Origin of the sequence: Eubacterium barkeri, from assembly GCF_900107125.1 — a bacterium.
Classification (GTDB): domain Bacteria; phylum Bacillota; class Clostridia; order Eubacteriales; family Eubacteriaceae; genus Eubacterium_O; species Eubacterium_O barkeri.
Genome location: NZ_FNOU01000008.1, coordinates 1 through 12,872 on the forward strand (window position 1 = coordinate 1; position 12,872 = coordinate 12,872).

Here is a 12,872-nt window from a genome sequence, read left to right on the forward strand (position 1 = left end):
GGAAGAGCATCTCCTATAATGGATGTAAACACAGATTCTTGTGTAAATTCATTAAGGAGGTCGATAACCATGATTGATTATCGAGAAATTCTCAGGCTTAAAAACCTGGGCTTCAGCAACGTGGATGTTGCAAACAGCATCCATAGTTCACGTAACAAGGTCTCTGAAGTAATAAAACTTGCTGAGGAACATGAACTGGAATGGCCAATCCCAGAGGCGCTCACCAACAGGGATCTTGAGAAGCTGTTCTATCCGGAGCGAGCTACCAATGAAGGCAGAAAACTTCCGGACTTTGAGTGCGTTTACCGTGAGCTCGCCAAGCCAGGCGTCACACTTTCGCTTCTGTGGGCCGAATACTGTGTAAAATGCGAACAGGAGCATACGATTCCGTATCAGCACTCGCAGTTTAATGAGAAGTATCATGCATACGCTGCTTCAAAGAAGGCAACCCTTCGCATTAAACGTAAGCCGGGTGAGGTCATGGAAGTAGACTGGGTTGGTGATAAAATAAAAATATACGATGTAGCTGCAGGTGTTGATTTGAACGCATATGTTTTTGTTGCTTGTCTCCCTTGTAGCATGTACGTTTATGCTGAAGCATTCCCTGACATGAAGTCTAATCACTGGATTGAAGCACACATACATGCCTATGCATTCCTTGGAGGTGTTACACGAATTCTGATTCCGGATAACCTGAAGACCGGCGTGATTAAAAACACACGCACCGAGCTAGTTTTAAACCGTTCTTATCATGAGATGGCTGAGCATTATGGCACTGCCATTATCCCTGCAAGGCCGGTAAAGCCAAAGGATAAGCCAGCAGCGGAAGGTACGGTCAAGGTCATTGAAACCTGGATATTGGCAGCACTTCGTAATCGGAAATTCTTTTCGTTTGAGGAACTGAACGCAGCAATCCGCGAAAAGCTGATGGAACTCAATGAAAAACCCTTTCAAAAACGAAAAGGAAGCCGGTACTCTGCATTTGTTGAAGAAGAAAAAGAATTCCTCATGCCATTACCGGCTACCCCGTATGAAACGGCTGTCTGGTCAACTGCCACCATACAACCTGATTATCTCATAAATGTCGGAGAATGCAAGTACTCTGTACCCTATGAATTTATTGGAAAGGTAGTTGACATTCGAGTGACTGAAAAATGCATCGAAGTCTTTTACCATAACAATCGAATCGCATCCCATGTAAGAAGAGACCACTCTTTGAAACCGGTCTACTTGCCGGAGCATATGCCAGAAGCTCACAGAAAATATCTGGCATACAATACGGAGTCATTTCTGGAATGGGGATCCAGCGTTGGAGAATTCACTCTCATGGTTGTTAAAAACTTTTTATACATGCACAAGGTTGAACAGCAAGGCTATAAGCTATGTGCATCTTTGATGAAGTTGGCGGATAACTACTCTACAGAGCGTTTGGAAAAGGCATGTGAGAAAGCACTCAGTTATACGCCAAGCCCATGTTTGAAGAATATATCTACAATCCTTAAGAATGGGCAGGATCGGGTAGCACCAGCAGTAAAATCAAAACCCTCTGATAAGAGTAGCGCCTATGGTATCGCACGTGGAGCGTCCTACTTCAAAGGAGGTAATTGCTAATGTTGAAACAGGCTACCATTGATAAGCTGCATAATATGAGGCTATCGGCAATGGCTGATGCGTTTGAAAATCAGTGCAGGGATTACAAAACATTTGACGGCTTATCCTTCGATGATCGATTCAGTATGTTGGTCGATCGAGAATGGGACAAACGGAAAAGTAACAAACTGCAAAAATTGATTCGAGATGCAGGATTTCGCTATCCGAATGCCTGCATCGAAGATATTGAGTATCATGCCGACCGGAAGCTGGACAAATCCCAAATCACCGCTTTAGCATCCGGCAAGTATATCGCTGAGGATCATCACATCATTCTCAAAGGAGCGTCTGGAAATGGTAAAACTTACATTGCCTGTGCCTTGGGTGTTGCTGCTTGCAAGAATTATATAAAAGTTCGTTACATCAGGCTTCCTGATTTGTTAAATGAGCTTGCTGTCGCTCATGGTGAAGGAACTTTTGCAAAAGTGATGAAGTTCTACCAGAAAGTCAATCTTTTAATCCTGGATGAGTTTCTTCTTAGCCCATTGGCAAGCGATCAGGCACGAGAGTTACTTGAAATCTGTGAAGCCAGAAGCGTTGGTGGATCAACTATCTTTTGCACGCAGTTCGAACCGGAAGGATGGTATACGCGTATCGGAAACGAAGGTGATATCATGATTTGTGAAGCAATTATTGATCGTGTAGTACATAACTCTTATGAAATCATGATTGAGGGGCGTGTCTCAATGCGTGAGCGCCATGGGCTTAAGGCCAGTCTGAAAGGTGGCGCTAATGACTAACTACCAAAGATAAAAATGCATCAAATGGCAGGATTATGATACTATTCACCAGGAAGCTGATGAATTCTGTCATGAAGACTGTATAGAGATTCAGCATCTACGCAACTACATCGCTATCCTGTAGGAACTCTTGCAGGATAGCGAAATCGAGGTTCTACCAGAGTACTAAAAGCAACTGCACGACCTCCGGAAAAGCATGCTCTGTTTTTCCGGAAAGGGGTGCTCTGAATTATCGGAAAGGATGCACTATTGGGTTGGAATACTCAAGAAATACACATTTCAAATAAAGATACCAGATAAGGAACTGTTTGCCCATGTGAAAAAGACTATTTTTAACAATCGAGACAAAATTATTGTTGTTTCAGGTGAGTGGAGCACTGGAGCATCGTATGATTGTTTTACAAGTGAATTGAAGAGCAAAAAGCAATTTACAGTAATTTGATTTTCTAAAAGCAAAGTATAAGAATAAATGGGAGTATCACTATTTCTAGGTATGCAGGTGGGATAGAACAAGATACTTCATTGTTGGCTTTGCGATGTAATTATTCTATTGCTTTTGCATTAAAGAAATTAACTCATTAGGAGAAAGATATATGGATTACATGATTAGAGAAATGAGAAAAGATGAAATACATTTGCTTGATGACTTTCTTTATGAAGCCATTTTTATTCCGGATTGGTACACAAAAGAAGTGCCGAGAGATATCATTTATTCTAATCCTCGGATGTATGCAGCAATCAAGGATTTTGGAACCCATCCGGATGACTATTGCTATGTGGCTGAAGTTGACAACAAAGTAATCGGAGCAGTTTGGGTTGGAATTGCAGACGAATATGGGCATATGGATGATGAAACTCCATCATTCTCCATTTCCCTTTATCGAGAATATAGGAACAAAGGAATTGGCACGGCCTTGATGAGAAAGATGCTTCAGCTACTGAAAGAAAAGGGATACAAGAGGGCATCACTTGGGGTGAATAAGGAAAATTATGCTGTACGTATGTATAAAAATGTAGGATTTGAGATCATCGGAGATGGCGCTGATGAAACGGAATATCTGATGGTTTGCAAATTAACTTAAACAAAGGAGAGCCGATATGATACACAAAAATAATGGGCATTTGCCAATGCATTACTATATCTCAGATACTCGATGTGAACAAGCGGCAGTATTTATCCATGCGGCGTTTGCTGATCATACGTAGTTTGATACACAGATAGAATCGTTTTCTAAATATTTCACAGTTATAACTGTTGATTTAATTGGTCATGGACGTTCACTGCAAACAACAAAAGGTAATTCAATAGATAAAACCGCCGAATACCTGAAGGAGATTTTGTCAGAAGAGGGAATATATAAGGCACATCTCGTTGGTGTGTCCATTGGGGCGGTACTTGTTCAGGATTTTGCAAATAAATACCCCGATATGGTGATATCGCTTTCATGCTTTGGCGGCTATGATATAAACAATTTTGATTCTACCCTGCAAAAAGAGAACAGCAAAGCACAAGGCCTTATGATGCTGAAAGCAATGTTCTCTGTCAAATGGTTTGCCGAAAGTAACAAACTGATTTCCGCTTATACGAAAGAAGCGCAGGAAGCATTCTACCAGATGAATATCCGATTTCCAAAGAGGTCATTTATGTACCTTGCGGGTCTGAATAAACTGGTTAATAAAAGACAGACAGGGATACGTTGCTATCCGCTGATGATTGGTTGTGGTGATAAGGACATTCCGATGGAGCTGACAGCTATTGAAATGTGGCACAAAGAAGAACCTGACAGTAAAGTAGTCATTTTTAAAGATGCTGGACATCTCGTAAATATGGATGTTCCTGATACATTTAACGAAATCGTTTTAGATTTTATGCTTCATGCACATTGAACGTGATTAAGTGAGCCGTATATGTTGGGCTATAATGTAGTGGATATATACCCTCAAAATATGCTCCGGTGGATATGTTTGGTGGGAGATGTTGGACATGTTTCCACAAACGACCGAATGCAAAAGAAATTCATGCTATCCTGTCGAGCCATGTGGAGACGGTAGTACTGCTTTCCAAACCTAAGACTAAAAAAAGACTAAAAAACATGTCAACATAGAATTAAATGCTGATGAATTAGGTTTGAATTCTTCAGAATGTAAAGCTACTTACAACAACATAAAACAGTATGTTTTTAATAAGTATGGATTTAAAGTTTCAAATTTATATATAGCACAAGTAAAAGAAAAGTGTGGAATTAAAGAAAGAGAAAACTATAACAAACCTAAAAATGACGATTCAAAACAACCAATTTGTCCAATGGAAAAAGAAGAAGCAATCAAAGATGCGTTTAGGCATTTTCAGATGATTTAATGTATGTCCATCTGAAATATAGTTGTTTATTTAAGAAAGGTTAGAGATAGTTATGGATGCAAATGATGTTTTAAGAGTAAAATACTATTCTGTAAATGATTTAAGTGTAGGATTTTATGTAAAGAGAATAGAAGATATTATTTGTAACTTTGTGATGGAAGCAAAAATAACAGATATTAATGAAATTATTGAATTATATAATATACAACATTTTTTTCAAAATGAAATCTATCCTAGATACTGGACTAAACAACAACTGAATGATTATAGTAGAATTGTAAAAAGCTTTTCAAAAGTAATGGGTATATTTTTTTCAGATATTAATATAGATGAACTGGAAAGCATGTTTAATACTATTAATTGCGATTACAGAGATGATTTTTGGAAACTTATAGAAAAATATAAGGTTTATGAGAGAATTCCAGTTGAGATATTTAGGGATATAATTCTGAACAAACATTTTATTTTAAATGATGTTTTGAAATGTAAAAATCTATCGAAAAATTTTTCAAAAGAAATAGTTGCATATATGGAAATAAATCCGATTTGTGCAGAAATATTGTTAAGTTATTACTTGGAAAAGCATGATAGAGATGTAGAAACTTTATATTTCCCATCCGAACTATCAAGTGATGAAAAAATAATAATATTAGATAATTATATATCAAGTAACTCGCCGAATAGTAATTATCTAAAAATTATTTTTGAATCTAATAGTATAAATAATTTATGTTTGCCAGATCGATTAAGATTAAAAGCGAAACGAAAATATAATGAACAAATGGAAATTTTATTCAAAGATAGAACTGGATTTGAATATGGTGTACAAGTTGCTTTTTCTGATAAGCAGGATGAAGAAATAAAATGTGAAATGGGAAATAATAGAATTCTATCATTTTCGTATAGTTCAAAATGGATAAAAGAAAATTTGGATTATCCAACATTATTGAATAATTTTATATATTTATTTGGATATACAGATTTGCAATTTAGATCTCTTCATGTTTCTAGAGAGACTCAAATGGGTATTTTAGAGAAAACTTTAGGAATTAAAGGCAGAAAAGCATATCATACTGGAATTGCATTTCAACAAATTCAGATATTGGCACAACTTCAAATGATTGGATATTGTAATGAATTAGAAAAATATAATATTTATTTAGAGGACATTATTAATTGGTTCTTTTGCATTTATTTAAAAGAGGAATTCAATGCAAAAGGTTTTAATTTCAATAAATCTTCACGAACAGCGTCATATCTTGAAAAATGCAGGAATATTGCTGCTGAAATTGATAGTGTTTTAAAGAGATTTAAAATTTATTGCGAAGATGGAGAAATCGACGATGAACTATTACATATGTCAACAGAGCATATGTTTATTAAAGATATACCAAGCATGTTAAGTGATAAATATATTTATCCATGTGGGGATGATTATCAAATGATCAGTCATTTATTATTTTCGGATCAATCAATAATTCATTACCTCCCTAAATTATCAAAAACTTACAATTCGTTTTATGATTTACTAGAGAAAGAAAATGTTTATTACGATATGTTTCAGGATTATCAAACATCTAGTATTGATTGGTTAATTGATCATAACATTATAAAAATTGATGACGAAAAAAGAATAACGCCATATAGGGAAAAGATAAAGATACTAAATGAGTTGTATGAACACAATGTAGTGTGTTTTAATTATTTGAAAAAGTATCAATTGATTATTATAGAATTAAAGAAATTAGGAATGGTGCAGTTTTCATCATCGCTGTTTTCGAAACCAGAACAGGATTATTATAATTATTTATTTAACAAGTCCGAATTTGACAACGGACTAGATATTCGTAATAGCTACCTTCATGGTACGCAAAGAGTAAATGAAAATCAAAATATGCAGGATTATTTTATTTTTCTTCAAAACATGATTCTTATAGTTATAAAGATAAACGAAGAATTTTGCTTAAAATGCTCTAAAAGATAGAATGTTAATTATGGTCATTGATTGTAACTTAATAGAAAGGTATTTTGGGATATGATTAGTTTTTAACATTTCGAATCGTTACTTATAGTCTTGATTAATGAAAAATAAAAACTATATTGATTTTCGAATTTGTTAATAAAATTGAATGTAAATAAATTTTATAGACCGGTGTACATATAAGTTTGGACAATGATACACAAGTAGAAACGGTCATATTGATGTCACGAAACAAGTAGAAAAAGGGGTTGTTGCAGAGATTGCAACAACCAGTTGGTATGGTGTAATGGATGATGACCCCCTGAAAGAACTGGGTGGTGGCGGATGCGGAAAAAGATTTTATGGGTTTGATGACTTTTACGGGAGACCAGCCAACACTCCGTGAAGCAAAGGTAGCAAAGAATTATCTGAAAGAATTATCTGGATGAAAAAGAACTGCGCGCAGTGGGCCAGCTTGTTTCAGGATATCTTGACTTTGCAGAAAGACAAGCAGAACGAGAAGTGCCTATGACAATGGGAGATTGGGCAAAGCACCTCGATGGAATTTTAACATCAACGGGTGAAAATCTTCCTACTGGGATTTCCGAATAATTCAAGGCAGAACGTGCACATGAATCCTGAAGAAAAACTTTATGATTGACGATGGTAAATTTGGAGTTTTGAAGGAGGAAAAAATGCTAACATCCGAGCCAACATCAGAAATGATTGCAGAATGGAAACGAATTTTTGAAATATATTATTGCGAAATGAAGCCAAACCGAAAAACGGGATATGAAGTAGACAAATATTTCAAAGAGAATTATCTGTATCAGATATTTGACAATGCAAGGTTTCAAGAAATAGTGGCGCTCAATATTACAGAAAATGAATGTTATTCCAATAAGTTGCCAAAAGGTGTACTTCCCGATATTCAAAGTTACAAGACGGCAAATGTACTTGTCGGCATTGATTTATGTTCTGGAGAATTTCATGTTGAAAGTGAAAATATAGAAAAAGTAGTGCCAATACACGATGATTTATTTGCCTTTCGTGGATTGGATGAGGAAGCTTTGAAAAATTACTTTTTAGTTGCAGAGTACATAAAGCTTACAAAGACCGATTTTCAAGTGTAGAACAGAAAACAGTATGAAAATGCCCTGAATTACCCTTGACCTATTTACTAAAATACGAGGATTTTCTAAGGATTTTGCCTTTGACGTGCTTATGCAAAACCAGTAGTATTTTTGGACGGATTACCACAAGAAATAAGGATATAGGCTCTGATTATGCTATCAAAAGCACCCGCTCGTGCCATGTGGAGTGTGTTTGTTTGATTACAAAGCAGAAGGGTTAATTTTATTGGTGTTGTGAGTGACAACAGAACTAACTACTCAACCTTAATGGCGGTTTTGGGTGTGTGAGAACATATCAATACAATAAATGTAAGATGAATGACGGGTAGATAAGATGGATGAAAGGATACAGAAGGACGGATATGGCTAAAAAACCAATAAAGGAAACGATTCATGCAAATGGTTTTGATATAGGTATTTATACCAATGATTTTGAAAATGAATTTATTTCATTGACAGATATTGCAAAGTATCGAAATGAAGCGGATCCACGATTTGTGATTCAAAACTGGATGCGTAATAGAAATACAGTTGAGTTTCTTGCTGTATGGGAAGAATTACATAATTCTGATTTTAACCGTGTGCAATTCGAGGCGGTTAGAAATGAAGCTGGTCTAAATCGTTTTGTTATGACACCAACAAAATGGATCGAACAAACAGGAGCAATCGGAATTGTGTCAAAAGCCGGGCGCTATGGTGGAACTTATGCACATAGCGATATTGCCATGTCTTTTGCCACATGGTTATCTCCTGAATTCCAACTCTACATTATGAAAGATTACAGACGGTTAAAAACAGATGAAAACAGTCGGTTGTCTTTAAACTGGAATCTGAATAGAGAAATATCAAAATTAAATTATCGTATTCATACAGATGCAATTAAAGAGAATCTGATTCCACCGGAATTATCAAAAGAGCAGATTGCTTATACATATGCTAACGAAGCGGATATGCTGAATGTTGCTTTGTTTGGAGTAACTGCAAAGCAATGGCGAGAAATAAATCCTGATAGAAAAGGGAATATGCGTGATGATGCAAATCTTAATCAGCTGCTGGTATTGTCAAACATGGAAAGTTATAATTCTGTTTTGATTGAACAAGGAAAAACACAATCAGAGCGATTGGTATTGTTGCGCGATTTGGCAGTTAAACAGATGAAAACTATGGAATCTTTAACGATGACGGGATTGAATATGCTTACAAAAAAGGAAGATGAATAACCATGCTGATTCAGAATAAAAATAGACTAATCAAAATGACGCTGACTGAGTTGATTAGATTGTTGGGAAATCCTTTAAAGCTAGGAGATATTTGCAGATTTTGCAGAAGTGTAGAAAAGCCTAACAATCACATGTTGAGACAATCGCATTGAGGTCACGAAACCAGTAGAGCAAGGGGGTGTTGCAGAGATTGCAACAACCAGTCAGTATGGTGTAATGGACGATGACCCCATGAACTGCGAGCGATGGGGCAGCTTGTTTCCGGATATCTTGATTTTGCAGAAAGACAAGCAGAACGAGAAGTGCCTATGACAATGGAAGATTGGGCAAAGCACCTCGATGGAATATTGGCATCAACGGGTGAAAATCTATTGACTGGGAATGGTTCAGTTAGTCATCTTCAGGCGATGGAGAAGGCTCAGAATGAATACAGAAATACAGGGGAAAAACTCTTAGCAGCGTAGAACAGGACTATTTGAAAAGTATAAAGCTGTTAGAGCATAATTGGGGACAAAGAGTTGTTCGTTTTTATGATCCGGACTATCATATTATTGAGGTTGCTGAGGATATTTCAATGGTTGTAAAACGGTTCTTTAATAATGGAATGACGGAGGAACAGGTTTCTGAGAGGATGGATGTTCCTGCGGATTATGTCAAGAGGTGTTTGAAAAGCTAACTTTTCCTTTGTCAGGAGGTCGAAACTTTGAAAGGGGTAATAGTCTATGAAAATGCCGAAAGAAAATATGGATACTATGATGTTCGCTCCGTGTGGAATGAACTGCAAGGTTTGCTATAAACATTGCGATCATAAAAGGCCATGTGCCGGATGCTTGAACAGTGATAAAGGCAAGCCGGAACATTGTCGTAAGTGCAAGATAAAAGACTGCATCAAAGACAAAGGATTATCCTATTGCTTCGAGTGTTCTGATTATCCATGCAAGCTGATAAAGAATCTTGAAAAAAGTTATAATAAAAGATATCAAGCAAGCCTTATGAAAAATAGTGAGTTTGTTCGTCAATATGGGTTGGAAGCATTTATGGAACAACAGAAAGAAAAATATACCTGTTTAAAATGTGGCGGTATTATTTCAATTCATGACAGGGAATGCAGCGAGTGTCAAGAAAAGATGGATGATGAAACGTCTGATTTATAGGATTTGAAGTTGTGAGGAAGAATTATGAAAAGATATATTGCTTTATTAAGAGGTATTAATATAAGTGGGAAAAACAAAATTCCTATGGCAGAATTGAAATCATGTTTTATAGAACTTGGCCACATAGATGTTTTTACATATCTCAATAGTGGAAATGTTGTTTTTTCGACTGACGAACAAAGTGAAAATGTTCTTGCAGATAAAATTAAGGTAATGATACAAGAACGCTTTGAATTGGATATTCCAGTCTTTGTTATTTCACAAGAAGAATTGAGGGACTTATTAAGTGAAGCCCCTGTTTGGTGGGGAGATGAGAACAAAGCAATATATGATAACCTGATTTTTGTCATGTTTCCTGCTGTCGCTGAAATAATAGCTGAGAAAATAGGTAAGCCAACAAAAGAGCTGGAACAGATATGCATCTGTAAGAATGTTATTTTCTGGTCTTTTGATAGAAAGAATTATGCGAAAGCAAACTGGTGGAAAAAAACAGCAAGCACAGGAATTGGTGAGATGATTACCATTAGAACGGCGAATACGCTTAAAAAAATAGTTGGAATGTGATTTTTAAGGGCATCCAATTTATCGAGATATTTATGGGAATAAAACTCATTGCCTGTTCCCCTATAAACAGACCTTTTTTGAAAATACCGTTGACCGATTACCAAGCGAAGAACAGAAAACAGTATGAAAATGCCCTGAATTGCCCTTGACTGATTTACTGAAATATGAGGATTTTCTAAAATTTTGTCTTTGACATGCTTATGCAAAACCAGTAGAGAAAGGGGGAGAGATTGCAACAACCAGTTAGTATGGTGTAATGGACGATGCCCCCCGAAAGAATTAGGCGGTGGCGGATACTGAAAAAAATTTTATGGGTTTGATGACTTTTTCAGGAGACCAGCCAACACTCCGTGAAGCAAAGGGTGCAAAGCATTATCTGGATGAAAAAGAGCTTCGTGCAATGGGACAGCTCGTTTCCGGATATCTTGATTTTGCAGAGAGACAGGCAGAAAGGAAAGTGCCTATGACAATGGAAGATTGGGCAAAGCACTTCGATGGCATTTTGACCTCCACGGGAGAAAATCTTCTCACTGGGAATGGTTCAGTCAGCCACTTACAGGCGATGGAGAAGGCGCAGACGGAGTATAGAAAATACAAAGCGAAAGCATTAAGCAGTGTTGAGCAGGATTATTTGGATAGTATAAAGCTGTTGGAGAAAAAAGGCAAAAAGAAATAGTATTTCAGTTGTTCGGGAATTCCGAACAACTGTATGGTTGAAAATGATAAATTTGAAGTTGTCAATCAAGATTATCGGTATTAGGCTCAAGGAGGTTAACTATAAATGTTTAATGAGATTTGTATATATGAAGCCAAGATTGAAAAACAAGATGAAATCGAACAGTTAATGAAAGAAGTTGCTGATTTTTATATGGCTCAAGATGGGGTTGTTGAAGTGAAATATATAAAGAGAACACATCGGCAAGCAGATTTTAACGCGGTAAAAGAAGGTGAATTGCCTATTCGTTTAACCCGTAATATAGGGAAAGTAACTTATGTCCTACACTGGACGTTACGAGATGAGGAAACTCATGCGTGTGTTTCCAAACTTGGTTTGGAGATGTTTTACAAACGTTGGAATAGATGTTTAACCACTATGCCAAAGATAATATTAGGTGAAAATATCGTGTGACAAAATGAACATAACTGGCACACGACCAAATCCCGATTTACAGTGATGACCGTTATTACAATAAATGGCATCGCCTGTTCCCCTATAAACAGACCTTTTTTTGAAAATGCCGTTGACCGATTACCAAGCGAAGAACAGAAAACAGTATGAAAATGCCCTGAATTACCCTTGACCGATTTACTGAAATATGAGGATTTTCTAAAAATTTTGTCTTTGACATGTTTATGCAAAACTAGTAGAGAAAGGGGGGAGAGATTGCAACAACCAGTCAGTATGGTGTAATGGACGATGCCCCTTGAAATAGTAATTGTTCCAACGGAAAATTATATATTTGAAGCTTACGGAGTGAAGATATGACTGAAAAAGAAAAAATGCTTGCAGGGTTAGAATATGATTGTGGCGATAAAGAATTACTGGCAATGTGGCATAATGCTAAAGATTTGGTAAGAGAATATAATCGCTTACCTTCTGAAAATTTAGAGGATAAAGAGGCATTATTGAGAAACTTATTAGGTGGGTTTGGGAAAAATCTTTGGATTACACCACCCTATTATGTCGATTATGGAAAGAATATATTTTTTGGTGATAATTGCGAAGTAAATATGAATTGTACTTTTTTAGATGATAATCGTATTAAAATAGGAAACAATGCTCTCATTGCCCCAAATGTCCAGATATACACAGCTTTTCATCCCCAAAATGCAATCGCAAGATTTGGAGAGCCTAAGGAAGATGGTTCCTTTGCATTTTGTAAAACAATCACTGCTCCTGTAGTCATTGGTGATAATGTTTGGATAGGTGGTGGCGTGGTTATTTTACCTGGAGTTAGAATCGGAAACAATGTTGTAATCGGAGCAGGAAGTGTCGTTACAAAGGATATTCCAGATAATGTGGTAGCTGTTGGAAATCCATGTAGAATAATTCAAGCAAATGTCTAACTTCAGATTGGCAACAACAACTCAT

General features: G+C 36.5%; 14 protein-coding genes and 2 pseudogenes. All 16 read left to right on the forward strand.

Annotation, left to right across the window (positions count from 1 at the left end):
- Positions 1–69 precede the first annotated feature (69 nt).
- Positions 70–1,611: an IS21 family transposase gene (istA, locus tag BLU30_RS06150; RefSeq protein WP_090244539.1), complete on the forward strand. Its 1,542-nt coding sequence runs from the start codon at positions 70–72 to the stop codon at positions 1,609–1,611.
- Positions 1,611–2,390, forward strand: a complete 780-nt coding sequence (gene istB / locus BLU30_RS06155; RefSeq protein WP_090244541.1) for an IS21-like element helper ATPase IstB — start codon at positions 1,611–1,613, stop codon at positions 2,388–2,390. The genes istA and istB overlap by 1 nt, the downstream gene beginning before the upstream one ends.
- Before the next feature lie 593 nt (positions 2,391–2,983).
- Positions 2,984–3,472, forward strand: coding sequence for a GNAT family N-acetyltransferase (locus BLU30_RS06165; RefSeq protein WP_090244545.1), 489 nt, complete (start codon positions 2,984–2,986; stop codon positions 3,470–3,472).
- A 136-nt stretch (positions 3,473–3,608) separates the two neighbouring features.
- Positions 3,609–4,277, forward strand: coding sequence for an alpha/beta fold hydrolase (locus BLU30_RS06170; protein WP_278286242.1), 669 nt, complete (start codon positions 3,609–3,611; stop codon positions 4,275–4,277).
- A gap of 241 nt (positions 4,278–4,518) precedes the next feature.
- Complete coding sequence (locus BLU30_RS06175; protein WP_242873530.1) at positions 4,519–4,749, forward strand: 23S rRNA methyltransferase; 231 nt, start codon at positions 4,519–4,521, stop codon at positions 4,747–4,749.
- A 52-nt stretch (positions 4,750–4,801) separates the two neighbouring features.
- On the forward strand, positions 4,802–6,733 hold the full coding sequence (locus BLU30_RS06180; protein WP_090244549.1) for a hypothetical protein: 1,932 nt from the start codon (positions 4,802–4,804) through the stop codon (positions 6,731–6,733).
- Positions 6,734–7,050: 317 nt separating this feature from the next.
- Positions 7,051–7,309, forward strand: a pseudogene (gene rhuM / locus BLU30_RS14715) (RhuM family protein); the annotation flags it as partial.
- Positions 7,310–7,362: 53 nt separating this feature from the next.
- The gene (locus tag BLU30_RS06190; protein WP_143024210.1) at positions 7,363–7,842 is read left to right on the forward strand and encodes a hypothetical protein; all 480 of its coding nucleotides are present in this window, start codon (positions 7,363–7,365) and stop codon (positions 7,840–7,842) included.
- Between the two features lie 362 nt (positions 7,843–8,204).
- Entirely contained in the window at positions 8,205–9,062 is an 858-nt protein-coding gene (locus tag BLU30_RS06195; RefSeq protein ID WP_090244553.1) for a KilA-N domain-containing protein, read from the forward strand.
- 245 nt (positions 9,063–9,307) lie between these two features.
- Positions 9,308–9,526 (forward strand): RhuM family protein, encoded by a 219-nt coding sequence (gene rhuM / locus BLU30_RS06200; RefSeq protein ID WP_340148133.1) that lies wholly within the window; start codon positions 9,308–9,310, stop codon positions 9,524–9,526.
- Positions 9,527–9,552: 26 nt separating this feature from the next.
- Positions 9,553–9,738 (forward strand): annotated as a pseudogene (locus BLU30_RS06205) (VOC family protein); the annotation flags it as partial.
- Between the two features lie 46 nt (positions 9,739–9,784).
- Positions 9,785–10,216, forward strand: a complete 432-nt coding sequence (locus BLU30_RS06210; protein ID WP_090244556.1) for a DUF3795 domain-containing protein — start codon at positions 9,785–9,787, stop codon at positions 10,214–10,216.
- Positions 10,217–10,240: 24 nt separating this feature from the next.
- Positions 10,241–10,780 (forward strand): DUF1697 domain-containing protein, encoded by a 540-nt coding sequence (locus BLU30_RS06215; RefSeq protein ID WP_090244557.1) that lies wholly within the window; start codon positions 10,241–10,243, stop codon positions 10,778–10,780.
- A gap of 286 nt (positions 10,781–11,066) precedes the next feature.
- Complete coding sequence (gene rhuM / locus BLU30_RS06220) at positions 11,067–11,456, forward strand: RhuM family protein (RefSeq protein ID WP_340148135.1); 390 nt, start codon at positions 11,067–11,069, stop codon at positions 11,454–11,456.
- A 105-nt stretch (positions 11,457–11,561) separates the two neighbouring features.
- Positions 11,562–11,909, forward strand: a complete 348-nt coding sequence (locus BLU30_RS06225) for a hypothetical protein (RefSeq protein WP_090244558.1) — start codon at positions 11,562–11,564, stop codon at positions 11,907–11,909.
- Positions 11,910–12,262: 353 nt separating this feature from the next.
- The gene (locus tag BLU30_RS06230; protein WP_090244560.1) at positions 12,263–12,847 is read left to right on the forward strand and encodes a sugar O-acetyltransferase; all 585 of its coding nucleotides are present in this window, start codon (positions 12,263–12,265) and stop codon (positions 12,845–12,847) included.
- The last annotated feature ends 25 nt before the right edge of the window (positions 12,848–12,872 follow it).